General features: G+C 66.0%; 28 protein-coding genes. 26 read left to right on the top strand and 2 right to left on the bottom strand.

All coding sequences use genetic code 11. The features are described from left to right. Positions 1-93 precede the first annotated feature (93 nt). Complete coding sequence (gene rpoC, locus WDM94_11320) at positions 94-4311, top strand: DNA-directed RNA polymerase subunit beta' (GenBank protein MEJ0013192.1); 4218 nt, start codon at positions 94-96, stop codon at positions 4309-4311. Between the two features lie 246 nt (positions 4312-4557). Here rpoC and WDM94_11315 read toward each other — a convergent pair whose 3' ends face one another. Together WDM94_11315 and WDM94_11310 are read right to left on the bottom strand one after the other, a co-directional pair. After that, complete coding sequence (locus tag WDM94_11315) at positions 4558-5709, bottom strand: MFS transporter (protein ID MEJ0013191.1); 1152 nt, start codon at positions 5707-5709, stop codon at positions 4558-4560. A gap of 68 nt (positions 5710-5777) precedes the next feature. Further along, entirely contained in the window at positions 5778-6995 is a 1218-nt protein-coding gene (locus WDM94_11310) for an MFS transporter (protein MEJ0013190.1), read from the bottom strand. Between the two features lie 619 nt (positions 6996-7614). Between WDM94_11310 and rpsL the strand changes: the two genes are divergently transcribed. The 25 genes from rpsL (at position 7615) to rplO (ending at position 21343) form a co-directional block, all read left to right on the top strand. Continuing rightward, positions 7615-7986: a 30S ribosomal protein S12 gene (gene rpsL / locus WDM94_11305; GenBank protein MEJ0013189.1), complete on the top strand. Its 372-nt coding sequence runs from the start codon at positions 7615-7617 to the stop codon at positions 7984-7986. A 46-nt stretch (positions 7987-8032) separates the two neighbouring features. Beyond that, on the top strand, positions 8033-8503 hold the full coding sequence (rpsG, locus tag WDM94_11300; GenBank protein ID MEJ0013188.1) for a 30S ribosomal protein S7: 471 nt from the start codon (positions 8033-8035) through the stop codon (positions 8501-8503). A gap of 18 nt (positions 8504-8521) precedes the next feature. Further along, positions 8522-10594, top strand: coding sequence for an elongation factor G (gene fusA, locus WDM94_11295; protein ID MEJ0013187.1), 2073 nt, complete (start codon positions 8522-8524; stop codon positions 10592-10594). Positions 10595-10628: 34 nt separating this feature from the next. Then, positions 10629-11819 carry an elongation factor Tu gene (tuf, locus tag WDM94_11290; GenBank protein MEJ0013186.1) on the top strand — a complete coding sequence of 397 codons (1191 nt, stop codon included), beginning with the start codon at positions 10629-10631 and terminating at the stop codon, positions 11817-11819. Positions 11820-11904: 85 nt separating this feature from the next. Further along, positions 11905-12213 (top strand): 30S ribosomal protein S10, encoded by a 309-nt coding sequence (gene rpsJ / locus WDM94_11285; protein ID MEJ0013185.1) that lies wholly within the window; start codon positions 11905-11907, stop codon positions 12211-12213. Between the two features lie 26 nt (positions 12214-12239). Then, positions 12240-12974, top strand: a complete 735-nt coding sequence (gene rplC, locus WDM94_11280; protein MEJ0013184.1) for a 50S ribosomal protein L3 — start codon at positions 12240-12242, stop codon at positions 12972-12974. Further along, a complete protein-coding gene (gene rplD / locus WDM94_11275; protein ID MEJ0013183.1) occupies positions 12974-13594 on the top strand; it encodes a 50S ribosomal protein L4 in 621 nt (206 codons plus the stop codon). The genes rplC and rplD overlap by 1 nt, the downstream gene beginning before the upstream one ends. Next, a complete protein-coding gene (locus tag WDM94_11270) occupies positions 13591-13884 on the top strand; it encodes a 50S ribosomal protein L23 (protein ID MEJ0013182.1) in 294 nt (97 codons plus the stop codon). Before rplD ends, WDM94_11270 begins: the two co-directional genes overlap by 4 nt. A 10-nt stretch (positions 13885-13894) precedes the next feature. Further along, positions 13895-14728 carry a 50S ribosomal protein L2 gene (gene rplB, locus WDM94_11265; GenBank protein ID MEJ0013181.1) on the top strand — a complete coding sequence of 278 codons (834 nt, stop codon included), beginning with the start codon at positions 13895-13897 and terminating at the stop codon, positions 14726-14728. A gap of 15 nt (positions 14729-14743) precedes the next feature. Beyond that, positions 14744-15037, top strand: a complete 294-nt coding sequence (gene rpsS, locus WDM94_11260; protein MEJ0013180.1) for a 30S ribosomal protein S19 — start codon at positions 14744-14746, stop codon at positions 15035-15037. Continuing rightward, complete coding sequence (rplV, locus tag WDM94_11255) at positions 15034-15414, top strand: 50S ribosomal protein L22 (GenBank protein MEJ0013179.1); 381 nt, start codon at positions 15034-15036, stop codon at positions 15412-15414. The genes rpsS and rplV overlap by 4 nt, the downstream gene beginning before the upstream one ends. After that, the gene (gene rpsC, locus WDM94_11250; GenBank protein MEJ0013178.1) at positions 15414-16133 is read left to right on the top strand and encodes a 30S ribosomal protein S3; all 720 of its coding nucleotides are present in this window, start codon (positions 15414-15416) and stop codon (positions 16131-16133) included. Before rplV ends, rpsC begins: the two co-directional genes overlap by 1 nt. 12 nt (positions 16134-16145) lie before the next feature. Continuing rightward, positions 16146-16559: a 50S ribosomal protein L16 gene (gene rplP, locus WDM94_11245; GenBank protein MEJ0013177.1), complete on the top strand. Its 414-nt coding sequence runs from the start codon at positions 16146-16148 to the stop codon at positions 16557-16559. 12 nt (positions 16560-16571) lie between these two features. Next, positions 16572-16802 carry a 50S ribosomal protein L29 gene (gene rpmC, locus WDM94_11240; protein ID MEJ0013176.1) on the top strand — a complete coding sequence of 77 codons (231 nt, stop codon included), beginning with the start codon at positions 16572-16574 and terminating at the stop codon, positions 16800-16802. 4 nt (positions 16803-16806) lie between these two features. Then, complete coding sequence (gene rpsQ, locus WDM94_11235) at positions 16807-17049, top strand: 30S ribosomal protein S17 (protein MEJ0013175.1); 243 nt, start codon at positions 16807-16809, stop codon at positions 17047-17049. 52 nt (positions 17050-17101) lie between these two features. Then, positions 17102-17470, top strand: coding sequence for a 50S ribosomal protein L14 (rplN, locus tag WDM94_11230; GenBank protein ID MEJ0013174.1), 369 nt, complete (start codon positions 17102-17104; stop codon positions 17468-17470). Next, on the top strand, positions 17470-17784 hold the full coding sequence (gene rplX / locus WDM94_11225; protein ID MEJ0013173.1) for a 50S ribosomal protein L24: 315 nt from the start codon (positions 17470-17472) through the stop codon (positions 17782-17784). Before rplN ends, rplX begins: the two co-directional genes overlap by 1 nt. Then, on the top strand, positions 17777-18334 hold the full coding sequence (gene rplE, locus WDM94_11220; protein MEJ0013172.1) for a 50S ribosomal protein L5: 558 nt from the start codon (positions 17777-17779) through the stop codon (positions 18332-18334). Before rplX ends, rplE begins: the two co-directional genes overlap by 8 nt. A gap of 10 nt (positions 18335-18344) precedes the next feature. Next, positions 18345-18650 carry a 30S ribosomal protein S14 gene (gene rpsN / locus WDM94_11215; protein MEJ0013171.1) on the top strand — a complete coding sequence of 102 codons (306 nt, stop codon included), beginning with the start codon at positions 18345-18347 and terminating at the stop codon, positions 18648-18650. Between the two features lie 11 nt (positions 18651-18661). Then, on the top strand, positions 18662-19060 hold the full coding sequence (gene rpsH / locus WDM94_11210; GenBank protein MEJ0013170.1) for a 30S ribosomal protein S8: 399 nt from the start codon (positions 18662-18664) through the stop codon (positions 19058-19060). A gap of 37 nt (positions 19061-19097) precedes the next feature. After that, complete coding sequence (gene rplF / locus WDM94_11205; protein ID MEJ0013169.1) at positions 19098-19631, top strand: 50S ribosomal protein L6; 534 nt, start codon at positions 19098-19100, stop codon at positions 19629-19631. 5 nt (positions 19632-19636) lie between these two features. Further along, entirely contained in the window at positions 19637-19993 is a 357-nt protein-coding gene (rplR, locus tag WDM94_11200) for a 50S ribosomal protein L18 (GenBank protein ID MEJ0013168.1), read from the top strand. Between the two features lie 46 nt (positions 19994-20039). Continuing rightward, a complete protein-coding gene (rpsE, locus tag WDM94_11195; GenBank protein ID MEJ0013167.1) occupies positions 20040-20621 on the top strand; it encodes a 30S ribosomal protein S5 in 582 nt (193 codons plus the stop codon). Positions 20622-20623: 2 nt separating this feature from the next. Continuing rightward, a complete protein-coding gene (rpmD, locus tag WDM94_11190; protein MEJ0013166.1) occupies positions 20624-20845 on the top strand; it encodes a 50S ribosomal protein L30 in 222 nt (73 codons plus the stop codon). Between the two features lie 12 nt (positions 20846-20857). Next, a complete protein-coding gene (rplO, locus tag WDM94_11185) occupies positions 20858-21343 on the top strand; it encodes a 50S ribosomal protein L15 (protein MEJ0013165.1) in 486 nt (161 codons plus the stop codon). Positions 21344-21362 lie beyond the last annotated feature (19 nt).

Here is a 21362-nt window from a genome sequence, read left to right as displayed (position 1 = left end):
CGGGTCGCGCTAGCGACCCGCTTTCCGCGCTTTGAACTGAACATTCGGTTCCCGGGAATCCCCCGCCCGGCGAACCGCGAAGGAGACCAAACTATGAACCAAGAGATCGCGAACATCTTCAATCCGGCCCCGACGCCTGCCCAGGTGTTCGACCAGATTCGCATCTCGATTGCGTCACCGGACAAGATCAAGTCGTGGTCCTACGGCGAGATCAAGAAGCCAGAGACGATCAACTACCGGACCTTCAAGCCCGAGCGCGACGGCCTGTTCTGCGCGCGCATCTTCGGGCCGATCAAGGACTACGAGTGCTTGTGCGGCAAGTACAAGCGCATGAAGTACAAGGGCATCATCTGCGAGAAGTGCGGCGTCGAGGTCACCCTGGCGCGCGTGCGGCGCGAGCGCATGGGCCATATCGAATTGGCCGCGCCGGTGGCGCACATCTGGTTCCTGAAGTCGCTGCCCTCCCGCATCGGCATGCTGCTCGACATGACGCTCAAGGACCTTGAGCGCATTCTCTATTTCGAGAATTACGTCGTCACCGAGCCGGGCCTGACGCCGCTCAAGGAGCGCCAGCTCCTGTCGGAGGACGAGTACCTCAAGGCGCAGGATGAGTTCGGCGAGGACGGCTTCACCGCCAAGATCGGCGCCGAGGCCATCCGCGACATTCTCGTCGGGCTCGACCTTGCGAAACTTGCCGCGGATCTGCGCGTCGAGATCGCCGAGTCGACCTCGGAGTTGAAGCCGAAGAAGCTCGCCAAGCGGCTGAACCTGGTCGAGTCGTTCATGGAGTCCGGCAACAAGCCGGACTGGATGATCATGACCCAGATCCCGGTCATCCCGCCGGACCTGCGTCCGCTGGTGCCGCTCGACGGCGGCCGCTTCGCGACGTCGGACCTCAACGACCTCTACCGCCGCGTCATCAACCGCAACAACCGCCTCAAGCGGCTGATCGAGCTGCGCGCGCCGGACATCATCATCCGCAACGAGAAGCGCATGCTGCAGGAGGCCGTCGACGCGTTGTTCGACAACGGCCGCCGCGGTCGCGTCATCACGGGCGCCAACAAGCGGCCGCTGAAGTCGCTGTCCGACATGCTGAAGGGCAAGCAGGGCCGCTTCCGCCAGAACCTGCTCGGCAAGCGCGTCGACTACTCGGGCCGTTCGGTCATCGTGGTCGGTCCGGAACTCAAGCTGCACCAGTGCGGCCTGCCGAAGAAGATGGCGCTCGAGCTGTTCAAGCCGTTCATCTACTCGCGCCTCGACGCCAAGGGCTTCTCGTCTACCGTCAAGCAGGCGAAGAAGCTGGTCGAGAAGGAGAAGCCGGAGGTCTGGGATATCCTCGACGAGGTCATCCGCGAGCATCCGGTGCTGCTCAACCGCGCGCCGACGCTGCATCGCCTGGGCATCCAGGCGTTCGAGCCGGTGCTGATCGAGGGCAAGGCGATCCAGCTTCACCCGCTGGTCTGCGCCGCCTTCAACGCCGACTTCGACGGCGACCAGATGGCCGTGCACGTTCCGCTGTCGCTTGAAGCGCAGTTGGAAGCGCGCGTCCTGATGATGTCGACCAACAACATCCTGCACCCCGCGAACGGCCAGCCGATCATCGTGCCGTCGCAGGACATCGTGCTCGGCCTCTACTACCTGTCCATCATGATGGACGGGGAGCCGGGCGAGGGCATGGCGTTCGGCAACATCGGCGAACTGGAGCACGCGCTCGCCAACAAGTCGGTGACGCTGCACACCAAGATCCGCGGCCGCTACAAGACCGTCGACGCCGCCGGCAAGCCGGTGACGCAGATGCACGAGACGACGCCCGGCCGCATGCTGCTGGCAGACCTGTTGCCGCGGCATCCGAACGTTCCCTATTCGATCGTCAACAAGCTGATGACGAAGAAGGAAATCTCGAACGTGATCGACACCGTCTACCGCCACTGCGGTCAGAAGGAGACGGTCATTTTCTGCGATCGCATCATGACGCTCGGCTTCACCAACGCGTTCAAGGCCGGCATCTCGTTCGGCAAGGACGACATGGTGATCCCGGACACCAAGCAGAAGATCGTCGACGATACGTCGGAGCTCGCGAAGGACTACGAGCAGCAGTACAACGACGGTCTCATCACGCGCGGCGAGAAGTACAACAAGGTGGTCGATGCCTGGGCGAAGGCCACCGACCGCGTCGCCGAGGAGATGATGAAGCGCATCTCGGCGGTGCAGAAGGACGAGGTCACCGGCCGCACCAAGCGGATGAACTCGATCTACATGATGAGCCACTCGGGCGCGCGCGGTTCGCCCGCCCAGATGAAGCAGCTTGCCGGCATGCGCGGCCTCATGGCCAAGCCGTCGGGCGAGATCATCGAGTCGCCGATCATCTCGAACTTCAAGGAAGGCCTGTCGGTGCTCGAGTACTTCAACTCGACGCACGGCGCCCGCAAGGGCCTCGCCGACACCGCCCTGAAGACGGCGAACTCGGGCTACCTGACGCGGCGTCTGGTTGACGTGGCGCAGGATTGCATCGTGATCGAGCCGGATTGCGGCACGACCGCGGGCCTCAGGATGCAGGCGGTGGTCGACTCGGGCACGGTCATGGCGACGCTCGGCATGCGCGTTCTCGGCCGCACCGCGGCGGAAGACGTGATCGCGCCGGCGACCGGCAAGATCGTGATAGAAGCCGGCCGTCTGATCGACGAACGCGACGTGGACAAGATCGAGCAGGCGAACGTGCAGTCGTTCCGCATCCGCTCGGTGCTGACCTGCGAGACCAAGAACGGGGTGTGCGCCAAGTGCTACGGGCGTGACCTCGCGCGCGGCACGCCGGTCAACCTCGGCGAGGCGATCGGCGTCATTGCGGCGCAGTCGATCGGCGAGCCGGGCACCCAGCTCACCATGCGCACGTTCCACATCGGCGGCACGGCGCAGGTGGTCGATCAGTCGACGCTCGACGCTTCGTTCGAAGGCAAGATCGAGATGCGTAACCGCAACATCGTGAAGGATTCCGAAGGGAATAACATCGCGATGGCGCGCAACATGCAGATCGTGATCGTCGATCGCGACGGCACCGAGCGCGCGGCCAACCGCGTGACCTTCGGCGCCAAGGTGCTGGTCGACGACGGCGACAAGGTGAAGCGCGGCCAGCGCCTCGCCGAGTGGGACCCGTACACGCGGCCGATCATCTCGGAAGTCGACGGCGTCGTCGGCTTCGAAGACCTGGTCGATCGCCTGTCGGTGTCGGAAGCCACCGACGAGTCGACCGGCATCACCAAGCGCGTGGTCATCGACTGGCGGGCCAATCCGCGCGCGTCGGACCTCAAGCCGACGATCGTGGTCAAGGGCAAGGACGCCAAGTCGCGCAAGAGCGGCCGCGGGGGCGCCGAAGGGCGCTACCTGCTGCCGGTCGAGACGATCCTGTCGGTCGAGCCCGGCGCCGAGGTGAAGGCCGGCGACGTGCTGGCGCGTATCCCGATGGAAAGCGCCAAGACGCGCGACATCACCGGCGGTCTGCCGCGGGTGGCGGAGCTGTTCGAGGCACGGCGTCCGAAGGACCACGCGATCATCGCGGAATCGAGCGGCACCGTCCGCTTCGGCCGCGACTACAAGAACAAGCGCCGCATCATCATCGACCCGGTCGAGGAGGGTGCGGAGCCGGTCGAGTACCTGATCGCCAAGGGCAAGCCTTTCCATCTTCAGGAAGGCGACGTTGTCGAGAAGGGCGATTACATCGTCGAGGGCAATCCCGCTCCGCACGACATCCTGGCGATCAAGGGGATCGAGGCACTTGCCGCGTATCTCGTCAACGAGATCCAGGACGTCTACCGGCTGCAGGGCGTGACCATCAACGACAAGCACATCGAGGTCATCGTTCGCCAGATGCTGCAGAAGGTGGAGATCACCGATGCAGGCGAGTCGACGATGTTCGCCGGTGAGCAGCTCGACCAGTTGGACTTCGAGGCGATGAACGCCAAGCTCGTCGACGAGGGCAAGAAGCCCGCGGTGGCGGTGCCGATCCTGCTCGGCATCACCAAGGCGAGCCTGCAGACGCGCTCGTTCTTCTCGGCGGCCTCCTTCCAGGAGACCACCCGCGTCCTCACGGAAGCGGCGGTTCAGGGCAAGGTCGATCCGCTCGAGGGCCTCAAGGAGAACATTATCGTCGGCCGCCTCATTCCGGCGGGCACCGGCGGGATGCAGCAGCGTATCCGCTCGGTCGCCACGCACCGCGACGAACTCATCGTCGAGGAGCGCAAGAAGGTGGCCGAGGAATCCGGCGACAAGGAAGCGATGGCGGAACTCGCCGAGCTTTCCGGCGCGCCGGCGGAATAAGCGCTACAGCCAAGAACTCAGATCGGGGCCGTCCTTCGGGGCGGCCCTTTTCTTTGGGCAGTACGTCGGGGCCGGTCGCGGGCATTTGAACCTGCGGGAGCCGCGCTGTGTGCGTCGCGGGAGCTGCCCGACTCTTCGCCTCCGCTTCCCCCGCGGAGGCGGGGGTCGAGGAGCGTGACCGTGCAACTTTGCCGTATCCGCGTGGATCCCGCTTTCGCGGGGATGAGCGGAGGGGGGAGGCCTCCGCTACCGCCGCACCGTGCCGGTCAGCGCCGTGACGGCGAGGCCCATCACCGCGACGATCGCCAGCGCGAACGGCAGGCCCCAGGCATTGGCGACGAAGCCCAGCGTCGGAGGCGAGAACAGGAAGCCGGCGTAGCCCATGGTCGTCACCGCGGCGACGCCGACGGAGGCCGAGACGCCCGGCGTGCGCGAGGCGGCGGTGAAGGTGACCGGCGCGAGGTTGGCGGCGCCGATGCCGACGATGCCGAAGCCGACGGCGCACACGATCGGCCAGGGGGAGGCGACGGCGATGACGATGCCCGCCACCATCAGCAGGCCGCCGGCGAACACGACCGTGGTCGCGCCGAGCGCCGCCACGACGCGGTCGCCGGTCAGGCGGCAGACGATCATGGCGACGGAGAACACGACCAGCCCGCTCGCGGCGACGCCGTGGCTGGTGCCTTTGACGGTGGAGAGGAAGAGGGCGCTCCAGTCGGACACGGCGCCTTCGCCGGCGAAGGCCAGCAGCGTGATCGCGCCGATGCCCAGCACCGCCAGCGGCGGCAGCGCGAAGCGCGGGCCGGCGTGGTCCGGCTTGTCGGCCGGCCACAGGTTCATCGCCGACCAGACGCTGATCAGCACCAGCAGCGCCGCGACGATCAGCGCGCCGCTGCCGCCGCCCCAGCCGACGCCGACGATGATGCCGCCGAGCGTCGAGCCAATCAGCGCGCCGACCGAGAAGAAGCCGTGGAAGGATGACATCGTCGGCTTGCGGCGCACCGCTTCGACTTCGGTCGCCTGGGTGTTCATCGCGACGTCCATGCCGCCCATGGCGGCGCCCCAGAGGAACAGTGCCACGAACAGGAACCACGGCCATGGCGCGAGGATCGGGAAGGGCGTGAGGAACGCGAAGGCGAGGCCGAACGCGGCGGTCGGCGGACGGGAAGACAGGCGCGTCAGCGCCGCGCCGGTGACCGGCATGCTGAGCACGGCGCCGATGGCGGCGCTGAGCAGCGCCAGGCCGATGGTGGCCGGCGACAGCCCGAGGCGCCCGGCGACGATCGGGATGTGGACGCCCCACACGCCGGCTCCCGTGCCCATGACGAGGAACGTGAGGGAAACAGCGACGCGCGCGCGGAGAAGCGTGGCGGCGGCGTGGGCAGGCGTTGCGTCCAAGCGGGTCCCCGATGCGTTCCCGAATCCGGCGGCGGAGTCTTAGCAGACGGATCGGCGGCGGCTACGGCCTAGCGGCCGGGCGCGGGCTGCCACTGGCGGAGCGCGGCGATGGTCGCGATGGTCAGGCCGGCGGCGCCCAGCACCGCCATGCCGACGGTGGCGCCGAATGCCTGCGAGACGAAGCCGACGACGGGTGGTGAGCTCAGGTAGCCGATGGTGATGAAGGTTATCACCGTGGCGACCGCGACGCCGGTGTCGATGCCGGGGATGCGCGACGAGGCGCCGATCAGCACCGGCACGCCGTTGGCGGCGCCCAGCGCCACCAGCGCGTAGCCGAACGGACTGAGCGAGGGCCACGGCACCAGGACGACCACGGCGATGCCCAGCGCCACGAGCAGGCCGCCGCCGAGGACGACGGTTCGTTCGCCGAGGCGGGAGACCACCGGGCCGCCGCCCAGCCGGCAGATCGCCATGCCGAGCGAGAAGACGGCGAGGCCGGTTGCGGCGTGGGCGGGGTCGAGCCCGCGCACCGTCGTGAGGTAGAGCGTGCTCCAGTTGTTGACCGAGCTTTCGACGTATTCGCCCAGCACGGCGATGGCGAGAAGGCCAAGGAGGGGCGCCGCGGGCATCGCGAAGCGGCGGCCGCCCGGCGCCTTCGCCGGGCGCGGGCGGGGCGGCGAGGCGAACAGCAGCGCGCTCGCCGGCACGCCGCCGGCGATCATCAGCGCCGCGATGGCCGCCGCGCCGATGCCACTGCCGTAGCCGGCGCCGATGACGAGGCCGCCAAGCGTGGCGCCGACCAGGCCGCCGAGGCTCCAGCAGCCGTGGAACCACGACATCGTCGGCTTGCCGCGGGCGGCCTCCAGCTCGGCGCCCTGGGTATTGATGGCGACGTTGTAGGAGCCGCCGGCGGCGCCGAGGAGAAAGCACGCCAGGAAAAGCAGCGGCCGCGTCGGGGCGGTGACGGTGAGCGGCATCATGGCGACGAAGGCGGGCAGCAGGATGCGCGAAATGCGCCGCGAGCCGTGGCGGCTGACCAGCACGCCGACCAGCGGTTGCGGCAGGAACGCGCCGGTGCCGATGCAGAGGAGGGCGAGGCCGAGTATGCCGGGCTGGAGATCGAGGCGGCGGGCAACCAGCGGGATGTGCACCGCCCATATCGCCAGCGTCATGCCGCCGAGCAGAAAGCCGATCGAGATGCCGATGCGGGCGCGGAGAATCGCGTCGGCGCCAATCGTGCGCGGAGCGGGCTGGGCGCCCGCGCCCCTTCGGTCGATGTCGTTCAAGCGTGGCCCCCGGCGGCCGGGCTCCCAGATTCTCCGGCAAGAGCAAGGCTAACCCGCGGGCCGCGGCTTTCACAACCGGGCGTGGGCCTCTCAGAGACGAAAACCGAATCGATACGGCAGTTGGGGGCCCCCGAAGCGTCATCGCGGCACTATTGCCCGCTTTGATTGATTGAGGCGGGTGGGCCGTGGATGGGGGCTGTTCAGGTCATGCCCCTCGTCGGTCCCGTAGATTTGCCGATCAACGCGAGGCGCAAAATCGCGCGCCTTGAAATCTCGCCGTTGAGTCAATAATTTAGCTGTCAGCCCCGGCGCGCGCAAAACGCCTGCCAATGGGGTTGACTGCGGAACGGGGAATCACTAGGTTCCGCGCGCTTTCGGCAGGTAGTAGGTCTTTTCTTCCGACGGGCGCCTCGCTCGCAGAAACAGAAGTCCTAGACGCGGCTGAATCTGGCAACAGACGTTTGAGCACAACATGACCTCGGCTCGTTCGGCCGCGGTCCTCTGTTTTTGAAGAGCGCCTCCCGCTCACGAAAAGGCGGGGCGGGCGCTGGCGGTGTCGCGCACGCGGCGCCTTTTTGGCGTTGGAAGTTGGAAGAAAAGAAGAGTTCGAAAGGGCAGCATGCCGACTATCAACCAGCTCATCCGCAAGCCGCGCATTGCGCCAGTCTCGCGCAGCAAAGTGCCGGCGATGCAGCAGAGCCCGCAGAAGCGCGGCGTGTGCACGCGCGTCTACACGACGACGCCGAAGAAGCCGAACTCGGCGCTCCGCAAGGTCGCCAAGGTCCGCCTCACCAACGCGTTCGAAGTCATCGGGTACATTCCGGGCGAGGGTCATAACCTCCAGGAACATTCGGTGGTGATGATCCGCGGCGGCCGCGTGAAGGACCTTCCGGGCGTGCGCTATCACATCATTCGCGGCGTGCTCGACACGCAGGGCGTAAAAGACCGCAAGCAGCGCAGATCGAAGTACGGAGCGAAGCGGCCCAAGTAGTCGGGGCCGCTTTCTGATTCTCTGAAGACCTAGGAAAAAAGACGACATGTCACGCCGCCACAGCGCCGATAAGCGGGAGATCACTCCCGACCCGAAGTTCAAGAACGAGGTCGTGACCAAGTTCATGAACTCGGTGATGAGCCACGGGAAGAAGTCGGTCGCCGAGCAGATCGTGTATGGCGCGTTCGACATCATCCAGTCGAAGACGAAACAGGATCCGCTGGCGATCTTCCGGAACGCGCTGGACAACGTCATGCCGTCGATCGAAGTGCGCTCGCGCCGCGTCGGCGGTGCGACGTACCAGGTGCCGGTGGAAGTACGCACCGAGCGCCGCCAGGCGCTCGCCATCCGCTGGCTGCTCGTCGCGGCGCGCGGCCGCAACGAGAAGACGATGATCGACAAGCTCTCGGGGGAGCTGCTTGACGCCGCCAACAACCGCGGCAACGCGGTAAAGAAGCGCGAAGACACGCACCGGATGGCGGAAGCCAACCGCGCGTTCTCGCATTACCGCTGGTAAGGATCAGAGGCCCCCGCGATGCCGCGCACCCATAAACTCGAGGACTACCGCAACTTCGGCATCATGGCCCACATCGATGCCGGCAAGACCACGACCACCGAGCGGATTCTCTTCTACACCGGCAAGAACCATAAGATCGGCGAAGTCCACGACGGCGCCGCGACCATGGACTGGATGGAGCAGGAGCAGGAGCGCGGCATCACGATCACGTCGGCCGCGACGACCGCCATCTGGAACGGCAAGCGCCTCAACATCATCGACACTCCCGGCCACGTCGATTTCACGATCGAGGTGGAGCGTTCGCTGCGCGTCCTCGACGGCGCGGTATGCGTGCTCGATTCAAACCAGGGTGTAGAGCCGCAGACGGAGACCGTCTGGCGCCAGGGCGACAAGTATCACGTGCCGCGCATCGTCTTCGCCAACAAGATGGATAAGACGGGCGCCGACTTCTACAAGTGCCTCGACGACATCGTGAAGCGCCTCGGCGCCAAGCCGGTGGCGATCCAGTTGCCGATCGGCTCGGAGAACAACTTCAAGGGCATCATCGACCTCGTCCGCATGAAGGCGGTCGTGTGGGAAGACGAGACCCTCGGCGCCAAGTATCACGACACCGAAATTCCCGACGACATGAAGGAAATCTCGGCGAAGTATCGTGCCCAGCTCGTCGAAGCTGCGGTCGAGCTCGACGACGTGGCGCTCGCGGCCTTCTTCGAGGGCAAGGAGCCGGACGAGGCGACGCTGAAGCGGCTCATCCGCAAGGCGGTGCTCAACTCGACCTTCTTCCCGGTGCTCGCCGGCTCGGCCTTCAAGAACAAGGGCGTGCAGACGCTGCTCGACGCGGTCGTCGACTACCTGCCGTCGCCGCTCGACGTTCCGCCGATCAAGGGCGTCGACCTCAAGGGCAACGAGATCGAGCGTCATGCCACCGACGACGAGCCGCTCGCCATGCTCGCCTTCAAGGTGATGGACGATCCGTTCGTCGGTTCGCTGACCTTCTGCCGCATCTATTCGGGCGTGCTGGAAGCCGGCACGACGCTGCTCAACTCGCCGCGCGACCGCAAGGAGCGCGTCGGCCGCATGCTGCTCATGCATGCCAACCACCGCGAAGACACCAAGGAAGCCTACGCCGGCGACATCATCGCGCTGGCCGGCCTCAAGGAAGCGCGCACCGGCGACACGCTGTGCGACATGCAGAAGCCGGTGATCCTGGAAAAGATGGAATTCCCCGACCCGGTCATCGAGATCGCGGTCGAGCCGAAGACCAAGGCCGACCAGGAGAAGCTCGGCGTGGCGCTCAACCGCCTCGCGGCCGAGGATCCGTCGTTCCGCGTTTCGACCGACCCGGAGAGCGGCCAGACCCGCCTCAAGGGCATGGGCGAACTGCACCTCGACATCAAGGTCGACATCCTGAAGCGCACCTACAAGGTCGACGTCAACGTTGGCGCGCCGCAGGTTGCCTACCGCGAGACGATCACCCGCGCGATCACGCACTCGTACACGCACAAGAAGCAGTCGGGCGGCTCCGGCCAGTTCGCGCAGGTCGAGTTCGAGCTGTCGCCGTCGGGCGTCGGCAAGGGCAATGCCTTCGAGTCGAAGATCGTCGGCGGCACGGTGCCGAAGGAATACATCCCGGGCGTCGAGAAGGGCTACGAGTCGGTGCTGACCTCGGGTCCGCTGATCGGCTTCCCGGTGGTCGACGTCACGGTCGTGCTCACCGACGGCAAGTACCACGACGTCGATTCGTCGGCGCTCGCCTTCGAAATCGCGACGCGCGCGGGTCTCCGCGAGGCGTTCAAGATGGCCGGCCCGGTGCTGCTCGAGCCGATCATGAAGGTCGAGGTGGTGAGCCCGGAAGAATATCTGGGCTCGGTCATCGGCGACCTTAACTCACGCCGCGGCCAGATCATGGGCACCGACACGCGCGGCAACGCGCAGGTCATCAACGCGACCGTGCCGCTCGCCAACATGTTCGGCTACGTCAACCAGCTTCGGTCGATGTCGCAGGGCCGCGCGAACTACACGATGCAGTTCAGTCACTACGCACAAGTCCCACAAGCCGTGGCCGACGAAGTGCAAGCCAAGTACGCCTGATAACGATTCAGTTTGAGAAGAACGGAGAGCCCCGATGGCCAAAGAGAAATTCGAGCGGACCAAGCCGCATTGCAACATTGGTACGATCGGCCACGTCGATCATGGCAAGACGTCGCTGACCGCGGCGATCACCAAGGTTCTGGCCGAGACGGGCGGGGCGACCTACAAGAAGTATGACGAGATCGACGCAGCGCCGGAAGAGAAGGCGCGCGGCATCACGATCAATACCGCCCACGTCGAATACCAGACCGAGAAGCGCCACTACGCGCACGTCGACTGCCCAGGCCACGCCGACTATGTGAAGAACATGATCACCGGCGCCGCGCAGATGGACGGCGCCATCCTGGTCGTGTCGGCCGCCGACGGCCCGATGCCGCAGACCCGCGAGCACATCCTGCTCGCCTATCAGGTCGGCGTGCCGGCGCTCGTCGTGTTCCTCAACAAGTGCGACATGGTCGATGATCCGGAGCTGCTGGAGCTGGTCGAGCTCGAGGTGCGCGAGCTGCTCACCAAGTACAAGTTCCCGGGCGACAAGGTTCCGGTCATCCGCGGTTCGGCGCTCGCAGCGCTGGAAGGCACCGACCAGAAGCTCGGCCATGACGCGATCCTCGAGCTGATGAAGGCCGTCGACTCGTACATTCCGCAGCCGGAGCGTCCGATCGACCAGCCGTTCCTGATGCCGATCGAAGACGTGTTCTCGATCTCGGGCCGTGGCACCGTCGTCACCGGCCGTGTCGAGCGCGGCGTCGTCAAGGTCGGCGAGGAAGTCGAGATCGTCGGCATCAAGCCGACGACCAAGACGACCGTCACCGGCGTCGAGATGTTCCGCAAGCTGCTCGACTCGGGGCAGGCGGGCGACAACATCGGCGCGCTGCTGCGCGGTATCGATCGCGAGGGCGTCGAGCGCGGCCAGGTGCTGTGCAAGCCGGGTTCGGTCACGCCGCACACCCAGTTCAAGGCCGAGGCCTACATCCTCACCAAGGAAGAGGGTGGCCGCCACACGCCGTTCTTCACCAACTACCGGCCGCAGTTCTACTTCCGCACGACCGACGTGACGGGCGTGGTGTCGCTGCCGGAAGGCACCGAGATGGTCATGCCGGGCGACAACATCGCCATGGAAGTGACGCTGATCGTGCCGATCGCCATGGAAGAGAAGCTGCGCTTCGCCATTCGCGAAGGCGGCCGGACCGTCGGCGCCGGCGTGGTGTCGTCGATCATTAAGTAGATCGTCCCACTAAGGGGACGATCTGGAAGCCAAGTGACGTGGATGGCCGGGAGCGAATTCCCGGCCATGACGGACGAGAGAAAAAATGAACGGCCAGAATATCCGTATCCGGCTCAAGGCGTTCGACCACCGCATCCTCGATGCGTCGACGCGTGAGATCGTCAATACCGCCAAGCGGACCGGCGCACGCGTGCGCGGGCCCGTGCCGCTGCCGACCCGGATCGAGAAGTTCACCGTCAACCGCTCGCCCCACGTCGATAAGAAGAGCCGCGAGCAGTTCGAGATGCGCACGCACAAGCGCCTTTTGGACATCGTCGACCCGACACCGCAGACCGTGGACGCGCTGATGAAGCTCGACCTCGCCGCGGGCGTCGACGTCGAGATCAAGCTCTAGGCCGGGCAAGGAAACGAGAAACGCCAATGCGTTCAGGTTTGATCGCACAGAAGGTCGGCATGACCCGCGTCTTCACGGACGGCGGCGAGCAGGTCGGCGTCACCGTGCTCAAGGTCGATAATTGCCAGGTGGTGGCGCAGCGCACCGTCGAGAAGAACGGCTATGCCGCCGTTCAGCTCGGTGTCGGCCTGCGCAAGGTTCGCGGCGTGCCGAAGGCGCTCCGCGGCCACTTCGCCAAGGCTTCCGTCGAGCCGAAGCGGAAGGTCGCCGAGTTCCGCGTATCGCCGGACAACCTCATCGACGTCGGCGCCGAATTGACCGTCGAGCACTTCGTCGTCGGGCAGTTCGTCGATGTGACGGGGACCTCGATCGGCAAGGGCTTCCAGGGCGTCATGAAGCGCTGGAACTTCGGCGGCGGTCGCGCGACGCACGGCAACTCGCTGTCGCACCGTGTCGCCGGCTCGACCGGCCAGCGCCAGGACCCCGGCAAGGTGTTCAAGGGCAAGAAGATGGCCGGCCACATGGGCGACGAGCGGGTCACGACGCAGAACCTCAAGGTCGTGAAGACCGACCTCGGTCGCGGCCTGATCATGATCGAGGGCTCGGTGCCGGGCGCCAAGGGCGGCTGGATCTACGTCCGCGACGCGGTCAAGCGCGCGCTGCCGAAGGAAGCCCCGAAGCCGGGCGCGATCCGCAAGGCGGCGGAAGCCGCCGCGGCTGCTCCGGCGGCCGATGCTACTGAAGCCAAGGGAGCCGAGTGATGGATCTCAAGATCACGACGCTCGACGGCAAGGCCGGCGACACGGTGTCCCTGCCGGACGAGATTTTCGGGCTGGAGCCGCGTGCCGACATCCTGCAGCGCATGGTTCGCTACCAGTTGTCCAAGCGGCAGCTCGGCAACCACAAGACCAAGATGCGCGGCGAGATTTCGGCCACGACCAAGAAGATGTACGCCCAGAAGGGCACCGGCCGCGCCCGCCACGGCGCCAAGTCGGCACCGCAGTTCCGTGGCGGCGGCAGGGCCTTCGGTCCGGTGGTGCGCAGCCATGCGCACGGCCTGACCAAGAAGGTGCGCGCGCTGGCGCTGAAGCTGGCGCTCTCCGACAAGGCGAAGGGCGACAAGCTGATCGTCATCGCCGACACCAAGGTCAAGGAAGCCAAGACCAAGGCGCTCGCCGGCCAGTTCAAGAAGCTCGGCTTCTCAAGCGCGCTGATCATCGACGGGGCGACGGTGGAGCCGAACTTCGCGCTCGCCGCCCGCAACATCCCGGCGATCGACGTGCTGCCGGTGCAGGGCATCAACGTCTACGACATCCTGCGCCGCGACACGCTGGTCCTGACCAAGGCCGCGTTCGACGCGCTGACGGAGCGGTTCAAATGATTACGCTCAGCCACTACGACGTCATCCGCCGCCCGGTCATCACCGAAAAGTCGACCGCGGTTTCGGAGCACAACAAGGTGATCTTCCAGGTCGCTCCTTCGGCGACCAAGCCGCAGATCAAGGCAGCCGTCGAGGCGCTCTTCAAGGTCAAGGTGAAGAGCGTCAACACGCTGATCCGCAAGGGCAAGAACAAGCGCTTCCGTGGCATCGCCGGCCGTACCGGCGACACCAAGCGCGCGATCGTGACGCTGGTCGAAGGCCAGATGATCGACGTGACGACGGGTCTGTAAGGGTAGAGCGATGGCACTCAAAACCTACAAGCCGACGACCCCCTCCCAGCGCGAGCTGGTGCTGGTCGACCGCTCGCACCTCTACAAGGGCAAGCCGGTCAAGGGTCTGGTCGAGGGCAAGCATTCGACCGGCGGGCGCAACAACGCCGGCCGGGTCACCGTCCGCTGGCGCGGCGGCGGACACAAGCGCGCCTACCGCCTGGTCGACTTCAAGCGTCGCAAGCTCGACGTGCTGGCGACCGTTCAGCGGCTCGAGTACGACCCGAACCGCACGGCCTTCATCGCGCTGGTGAAATATGCCGACGGCGAGCTCAGCTACATCCTGGCGCCGCAGCGCCTGGCGCCGGGCGACACCATCGTGTCGTCGAAGGCCGCGGACGTGAAGCCGGGCAACGCGATGCCGCTCTCGGCGATGCCGGTCGGCACTATCGTGCACAACATCGAGATGAAGCCGGGCGCGGGCGGGCAGATAGCACGTTCCGCCGGCACCTACGCCCAGTACGTCGGGCGCGAGCAGGGCTACGCCATCCTGCGCCTGCAGTCGGGCGAGCAGCGCCTGGTGCACCAGAACTGCATGGCGACCGTCGGTGCGGTATCGAACCCGGACCACGGCAACGAGAATATCGGCAAGGCCGGCCGCAACCGCTGGAAGGGCAAGATGCCGTCCGTCCGCGGCGTTGCGATGAACCCGGTCGACCATCCGCTCGGCGGCGGCGAAGGCCGCACCTCGGGCGGCCGCCACCCGGTCACCCCGTGGGGCAAGCCGACCAAGGGCAAGAAGACCCGCACTAACAAGCGGACGAACAAGTTCATCGCGCGCAGCCGTCATGCGCGCAAAGGCTAGTCGGAGAAACTGATCGTGACTCGTTCAGTCTGGAAAGGTCCGTTCGTCGACGGCTACTTGCTCCGCAAGGCGGACAAGGCGCGTGGCAGCGGTCGCAGCGACGTCATCAAGATGTGGAGCCGCCGCTCGACCATCCTGCCGCAGTTCGTCGGCCTGACGTTCGGCGTCTACAACGGCACGAAGCACATCCCGGTGCTGGTCAACGAAGACATGGTCGGCCACAAGTTCGGCGAGTTTGCGCCGACGCGGTCGTTCCATGGCCACACCGCCGGGGACAAGAAAGCGAAAAGGGCGCCGGCCGCATCATGAGCAAGCCGAAACGCGAACGGCCGTTGACGGCCACCGAGGCACGGGCGCGCACCAGCACGATCCGTATCTCGCCGCAGAAGCTGAATCTCGTCGCGCAACTGATCCGCGGCAAGAAGGTCGCGACGGCGCTCGCCGAGCTCACCTTCTCGCACAAGCGCATCGCGCGCGACGTGAAGAAGACGCTGGAGTCGGCGGTCGCCAATGCCGAGAACAACCATCAGCTCGACGTCGACTCGCTGGTCGTGGCGGAAGCCCACGTCGGCAAGTCGCTCGTCTTGAAGCGCTGGACGCCGCGCGCGCGTGGCCGCGTCGGTTCGATCCACAAGAAATTCTCGCACCTGACGATCGTCGTGCGCGAAGTCGAGGAGACTGCCTGATGGGCCAGAAGATAAATCCGATCGGGCTGCGCCTCGGCATCAACCGGACGTGGGATTCGCGCTGGTTCGCCAACAAGGGCGAGTACGGCAAGCTGCTCCACGAGGACATCAAGATCCGCAAGGCTCTGATGGAAGAGCTGAAGCAGGCGGCGGTGTCGAAGATCGTCATCGAGCGTCCGCACAAGAAGGCGCGCGTCACGATCCACTCGGCGCGTCCGGGCATCGTCATCGGCAAGAAGGGCGCCGACATCGAGAAGCTCCGCAAGATGGTCGCCTCGATGACCAACTCGGAAGTGCACATCAACATCGTCGAGGTGCGCAAGCCCGAGATCGACGCGGCGCTGGTCGCCGCCTCGATCGCGCAGCAGCTCGAGCGCCGTATCGCTTTCCGCCGCGCCATGAAGCGCTCGGTGCAGTCGGCCATGCGTCTCGGCGCGGAAGGCATCAAGATCACCTGCGGCGGCCGTCTCGGCGGCGCCGAGATCGCGCGCACGGAGTGGTATCGCGAAGGCCGCGTGCCGCTGCACACGCTGCGCGCCGACGTCGACTACGGCTCGGCGACGGCGAACACGGCCTACGGCACCTGCGGCGTCAAGGTCTGGGTGTTCAAGGGCGAGATCATGGAACACGACCCGATGGCGTCCGAGCGCCGTCAGGCGGAAGCGGCCGACCAGGGCGGCGGGCAGCGCCGCCGCGAGCCGGCCGGCGAGCGGGCCTAAGAGAGAAGAGCGATGCTGCAGCCAAAGCGCACCAAGTTCCGCAAGCAGTTCAAGGGCCGCATCCACGGCACCGCGACCTCGGCCGCCGAGCTGACGTTCGGCTCGTTCGGCCTGCGCGCGCTCGAGCCCGAGCGCGTCACCGCGCGCCAGATCGAGGCGGCCCGCCGCGCGATCACGCGCGAGATGAAGCGTTCCGGCCGCGTCTGGATTCGCGTGTTCCCGGACGTGCCGGTGTCGAAGAAGCCGACCGAAGTGCGCATGGGCAAGGGCAAGGGCACGCCGGAATTCTGGGCGGCGCGCGTCAAGCCCGGCCGCATCATGTTCGAGATCGACGGCGTGCCGGTGGAGCTGGCGCGCGAGGCGCTGCGCCTCGGCGCCGCCAAGCTGCCGATCCGCACGCGTTTCGTTCAGCGTATCGCTGACTAAGGGAAGAAGACGATGAAGGCCGCAGACATCCGGTTGATGACCGCCGACCAGCAGGTCGAGGAGATCGATCGCCTGAAGAAGGAGCAGTTCAACCTGCGCTTCCAGCGGGCGAGCGGCCAGCTCGAGAACACGGCGCGCGTTCGCCAGGTCCGCCGCGACATCGCGCGGCTCGCCACGATCGCGTCGCAGCCCGCGAAGCAGCCGGTGAAGGCTGCCGCGAAGAAGAAGACGAAGGGTAAGTAAGACAATGCCGAAACGCGTCCTGCAGGGCACCGTCGTCAGCGACAAGAACGACAAGACCATCGTCGTCCTGGTCGAGCGCCGCTTCACGCACCCGGTGCTGAAGAAGACGATCCGGCGGTCGAAGAAGTACCACGCGCACGACGCGGAGAATAAGCACAAGGTCGGCGAGACGGTCTCCATCCAGGAGAGCGTGCCGATCTCGAAGAACAAGCGCTGGGTCGTGCTCGACCAGGCGGCAACGAAGTAAGGCTCCCGAACGCGAACGCGGCCGGGCAGGGGATAGAGAAGAGTAGACTGACATGATCCAGATGCAGACCAACCTCGATGTGGCGGATAATTCCGGCGCCCGCCGCGTCATGTGCATCAAGGTGCTCGGTGGCTCCAAGCGGAAGTATGCCTCGGTCGGCGACATCATCGTCGTGTCGGTCAAGGAAGCGATCCCGCGCGGCCGGGTGAAGAAGGGCGACGTCATGAAGGCGGTCGTCGTGCGCACCGCCAAGGACATCCGCCGCGCCGACGGCTCGGTCATCCGCTTCGACCGCAACGCCGCGGTGCTCATCAACAATCAGTCGGAGCCGGTCGGCACCCGCATCTTCGGACCGGTGCCGCGCGAGCTTCGCGCCAAGAACCACATGAAGATCATCTCGCTCGCTCCGGAGGTGCTGTAATGGCCGCGCGTATTCGCAAGGGCGACAACGTCCTCGTCATTGCCGGCCGCGACAAGGGCAAGACCGGCGAAGTGCTGCGCGTGCTGCCGACGGAGTCGCGTGCGGTGGTGCGCGGCGTCAACGTGGTGCGCAAGCATCAGCGGCAGACGGCGAGCGCCCAGGGCGGCATCATCACCAAGGAACTGCCCATCCACATTTCGAACATTGCGCTGACCGATTCGAGCGGCAAGGCGACCCGGGTCGGGTTCCGCGTTACCGACGACGGTCGCAAGGTCCGCTTTGCCAAGCGGACGGGAGACACGATCGATGGCTGATACCGAATACACGCCGCGCCTCAAGACCGTCTACACGGACACGATCCGTCCGGCGATGGTGAAGCAGTTCGGCTACAAGAACGCGCTCGAAGTGCCGCGCATCGACAAGGTCGTGCTCAACATGGGCGTCGGCGAGGCGGTGAACGATTCCAAGAAGGTGGTGTCGGCGCTCGCCGATCTCGCCAAGATCGCCGGCCAGAAGCCGGCGGTGACCAAGTCGCGGAAGTCGATCGCCACCTTCAAGCTGCGCGACAACATGGCGATCGGCGGGCGCGTGACGCTGCGTCGCGAGCGCATGTACGAGTTCCTCGACCGCCTGGTGAACGTGGCGCTGCCGCGGGTGCGCGATTTCCGCGGCCTCAACCCGAAGAGCTTCGACGGGCGCGGCAACTTCGCCATGGGCATCAAGGAGCACATCGTGTTCCCGGAGATCAACTACGACGACGTAGATGAGATCTGGGGCATGGACGTTATCGTTTGCACGACGGCCAAGAGCGACGACGAAGCGCGTGCGCTGCTCAAGGCCTTCGATTTCCCGTTCCGCCAGTAGGACAAGCCTGATGGCAAAGAAAAGCTCGATCGAGAAGAACAACCACCGCCGCAAGCTGACCGCTCGGCTCGCCGGCAAGCGCGCCGAACTGAAGGCGCGCGCCAAGGACAAGAGCCTCAGCCAGGAGGATCAGTTCGCGGCGCGCCTCAAGCTCGCCGAGATGCCGCGCAACTCTTCGGCGGTGCGCATCCGCAACCGCTGCGAAGTCAGCGGCCGGCCGCGCGGCGTCTACCGCAAGCTTCGGGTGTCGCGTATCGCGCTGCGCGATCTCGGCAACAACGGCATGATCCCCGGCCTCGTGAAGTCGAGCTGGTAGGAGCGACAACGATGACGATGTCTGATCCACTGGGCGATATGCTCACCCGCATCCGCAACGCGCAGATGCGCAAGAGCTCGAAGGTTTCGACGCCGGGCTCGCAGCTCCGCCGCAACGTGCTCGACGTGCTGCAGTCGGAAGGCTACATCCGCGGCTACTCGACCACCGAGCTCGACAACGGCCGTTCCGAGTTCGACATCGAGCTCAAGTATTACGACGGCGAGCCGGTGATCCGCGATATCGAGCGCATCTCGCGCCCGGGCCGCCGGGTCTACGCCTCGGTGAAGAACATTCCGCGGGTCAACAACGGCCTTGGCGTCTCCATCCTGTCGACGCCGAAGGGCGTCATGTCGGATGCCGAGGCGCGCGACCAGAACGTCGGCGGCGAGGTGCTCTGCCGCGTGTTCTAAGCGCGGGAGGAGCGAAACAAGAATCGGGTTTGGCAAGATGTCGCGAATTGGCAAGAAGTCAGTATCGGTTCCGAAGGGCGTGACGGCCAACGTCAACGGCCAGTCGGTGACGGTCAAAGGGCCGAAGGGCGAGCTGTCGTTCCTCGCCAACGACGACGTGCACGTCACGTTCGCCGACGGCAAGATCGCGATCGAGCCGGTGAACGAGACCAAGAAGGCGCGTTCGGCCTGGGGCATGTCGCGCACGATGGTGTCGAACCTGATGAAGGGCGTCACCACCGGCTTCGAGCGCAAGCTCGAGATCAACGGCGTCGGTTTCCGCGCGGCGCTCGCCGGCAAGAACCTGCAGCTCAACCTCGGCTATAGCCACGACGTGCTGTACGTGGTGCCGGCCGGCATCAAGATCGAAGTGCCGAAGCCGACCGAGATCGTGATCACCGGCGCCGACAAGCAGAAGGTCGGCCAGGTCGCCGCCGAGATCCGCCAGTACCGCAAGCCGGAGCCCTACAAGGGCAAGGGCGTGAAATATTCCGACGAGTACATCTTCCGCAAGGAAGGCAAGAAGAAGTAACCGCCATGGCTCTCACCAATACCGATCGCCGCATTTTCCGTGTCCGTGCCGCCGTCAAGAAGGCGTCGCACGGGCGCGTCCGTCTCTCGATCTTCCGCTCGTCGAAGTACATCTACGCGCAGGTGATCGACGACGTCGCCGGCAAGACGCTCGCCGCCGCCTCCTCGCGCGAGGCCGAGCTCAAGACGACCTTGAAGAGCGGCGCGGACGTCGCTGCCGCGACCGCGGTCGGCAAGCTCCTCGCCGAGCGCGCCACCAAGGCCGGCGTCAAGGACGTGGTCTTCGACCGCGGCCGCTATCTCTTTCACGGCCGCGTGAAGGCGCTGGCCGACGGGGCCCGTGAGGGCGGCCTCAATTTCTGATCGCCCTTGATTAAGGCCACCCAGACAACGATATCGGACAGACACAATGGCAAGAGAACCACAGCAGCGCGAACGGGGTGAACGCGGCGGTCGCGATCGCGAAGACAGCGAGTTCGTCGACAAGCTCGTCCACATCAACCGTGTCGCCAAGGTGGTGAAGGGCGGCCGGCGCTTCGGCTTCGCCGCGCTCGTCGTCGTCGGCGACCAGAAGGGCCGCGTCGGCTTCGGTCACGGCAAGGCGCGCGAAGTTCCGGAAGCGATCCGCAAGGCGACGGAAGCCGCCAAGCGCGCGCTGATCCGCGTGCCGTTGCGCGAAGGGCGCACGCTTCACCACGATGTGAACGGCCGTCATGGCGCCGGCAAGGTGGTCTGCCGCGCTGCCCCTCCCGGCACCGGCATCATCGCCGGCGGCCCGATGCGCGCCGTGTTCGAGACGCTGGGCGTCCAGGACGTCGTCGCCAAGTCGTTCGGCTCGTCGAACCCCTACAACATGGTGCGCGCGACCTTCAACGCGCTGACCAACGAAGACAGCCCGCGTGGCGTGGCGGCTCGCCGCGGCATCAAGGTGTCGACGCTGCAGTCGCGCCGCCGCGACTTCGACGCCACCGCCGAGACGGTGGAGGCGTAGTCATGGGCAGGCAGACAACCGGGGCCCGCAAGCCCATCACCGGCAAGACGATCACGGTCGAGCAGACCGGCAGCCCCAACCGGCGGCCGGAAGATCAGCGCTCGACGCTGATCGGGCTCGGCCTCAACCGCATCCGCCGCCGCTCGACGCTCGCCGACACGCCGTCGGTCCGCGGCATGATCGCCAAGGTTCAGCATCTCGTTCGCGTCGTCGACGAGGCGTAGGGAAACAGTCCGATGAAACTCAACGAGTTGGCCGACCGTCCCGGCTCCACCAAGGATCGCATCCGCGTCGGACGCGGCATCGGTTCGGGCAAGGGCAAGACCGGCGGGCGCGGCGTCAAGGGCCAGAAGGCCCGCACCGGCGTTGCGATCAAGGGCTTCGAGGGTGGCCAGATGCCGCTGCATCGCCGCTTGCCGAAGCGCGGCTTCAACAACATCTTTGCCCTGCACTACAACGAAGTCTCGATCGGCACCGTGCAGAAGGCGATCGACGCCGGCAAGCTCGACGGCAAGGCGACGGTTACCGCCGCGGTGCTGAAGGAAGCCGGCATCATCTCGAAGGCGCGCCACGGCGTGCGCATCCTGGGCAACGGCGAGATCACGGCGAGCGTGAAGTTCGAGGTCGAGGGCGTGTCGAAACCGGCAGCCGCGGCCATCGAAAAGGCGGGCGGATCGGTGACCATCGTAGGGGCGAAGGCAGAGAAGCAGCAGTCGGCCTAAGCGGGTAGGGCCGGAACGG

This window comes from Bauldia sp., from assembly GCA_037200845.1.
GTDB lineage: Bacteria > Pseudomonadota > Alphaproteobacteria > Rhizobiales > Kaistiaceae > DASZQY01.
The sequence above is the reverse complement of the archived record's forward strand: the minus strand, read 5'-3'. Positions and strand labels throughout refer to the sequence as shown.

Excerpts from the sequence above, each read along its gene's own strand:
- rpsE (MEJ0013167.1), top strand. The coding sequence starts at position 20,040 with ATGGCAAGAGAACCACAGCAGCGCGAACGGGGTGAACGCGGCGGTCGC.
- rpmD (MEJ0013166.1), top strand. The coding sequence starts at position 20,624 with ATGGGCAGGCAGACAACCGGGGCCCGCAAGCCCATCACCGGCAAGACG.
- rplB (MEJ0013181.1), top strand. The coding sequence starts at position 13,895 with ATGGCACTCAAAACCTACAAGCCGACGACCCCCTCCCAGCGCGAGCTG.
- rpsC (MEJ0013178.1), top strand. The coding sequence starts at position 15,414 with ATGGGCCAGAAGATAAATCCGATCGGGCTGCGCCTCGGCATCAACCGG.
- rplO (MEJ0013165.1), top strand. The coding sequence starts at position 20,858 with ATGAAACTCAACGAGTTGGCCGACCGTCCCGGCTCCACCAAGGATCGC.
- tuf (MEJ0013186.1), top strand. The coding sequence starts at position 10,629 with ATGGCCAAAGAGAAATTCGAGCGGACCAAGCCGCATTGCAACATTGGT.
- rpsG (MEJ0013188.1), top strand. The coding sequence starts at position 8,033 with ATGTCACGCCGCCACAGCGCCGATAAGCGGGAGATCACTCCCGACCCG.
- rpsH (MEJ0013170.1), top strand. The coding sequence starts at position 18,662 with ATGACGATGTCTGATCCACTGGGCGATATGCTCACCCGCATCCGCAAC.
- rpsN (MEJ0013171.1), top strand. The coding sequence starts at position 18,345 with ATGGCAAAGAAAAGCTCGATCGAGAAGAACAACCACCGCCGCAAGCTG.
- rplV (MEJ0013179.1), top strand. The coding sequence starts at position 15,034 with ATGAGCAAGCCGAAACGCGAACGGCCGTTGACGGCCACCGAGGCACGG.
- rpsQ (MEJ0013175.1), top strand. The coding sequence starts at position 16,807 with ATGCCGAAACGCGTCCTGCAGGGCACCGTCGTCAGCGACAAGAACGAC.
- rplD (MEJ0013183.1), top strand. The coding sequence starts at position 12,974 with ATGGATCTCAAGATCACGACGCTCGACGGCAAGGCCGGCGACACGGTG.
- rplC (MEJ0013184.1), top strand. The coding sequence starts at position 12,240 with ATGCGTTCAGGTTTGATCGCACAGAAGGTCGGCATGACCCGCGTCTTC.
- rplR (MEJ0013168.1), top strand. The coding sequence starts at position 19,637 with ATGGCTCTCACCAATACCGATCGCCGCATTTTCCGTGTCCGTGCCGCC.
- rplP (MEJ0013177.1), top strand. The coding sequence starts at position 16,146 with ATGCTGCAGCCAAAGCGCACCAAGTTCCGCAAGCAGTTCAAGGGCCGC.
- rpmC (MEJ0013176.1), top strand. The coding sequence starts at position 16,572 with ATGAAGGCCGCAGACATCCGGTTGATGACCGCCGACCAGCAGGTCGAG.
- rplX (MEJ0013173.1), top strand. The coding sequence starts at position 17,470 with ATGGCCGCGCGTATTCGCAAGGGCGACAACGTCCTCGTCATTGCCGGC.
- rplF (MEJ0013169.1), top strand. The coding sequence starts at position 19,098 with ATGTCGCGAATTGGCAAGAAGTCAGTATCGGTTCCGAAGGGCGTGACG.
- fusA (MEJ0013187.1), top strand. The coding sequence starts at position 8,522 with ATGCCGCGCACCCATAAACTCGAGGACTACCGCAACTTCGGCATCATG.
- rpsJ (MEJ0013185.1), top strand. The coding sequence starts at position 11,905 with ATGAACGGCCAGAATATCCGTATCCGGCTCAAGGCGTTCGACCACCGC.
- rplN (MEJ0013174.1), top strand. The coding sequence starts at position 17,102 with ATGATCCAGATGCAGACCAACCTCGATGTGGCGGATAATTCCGGCGCC.
- rpoC (MEJ0013192.1), top strand. The coding sequence starts at position 94 with ATGAACCAAGAGATCGCGAACATCTTCAATCCGGCCCCGACGCCTGCC.
- rplE (MEJ0013172.1), top strand. The coding sequence starts at position 17,777 with ATGGCTGATACCGAATACACGCCGCGCCTCAAGACCGTCTACACGGAC.
- rpsL (MEJ0013189.1), top strand. The coding sequence starts at position 7,615 with ATGCCGACTATCAACCAGCTCATCCGCAAGCCGCGCATTGCGCCAGTC.
- WDM94_11270 (MEJ0013182.1), top strand. The coding sequence starts at position 13,591 with ATGATTACGCTCAGCCACTACGACGTCATCCGCCGCCCGGTCATCACC.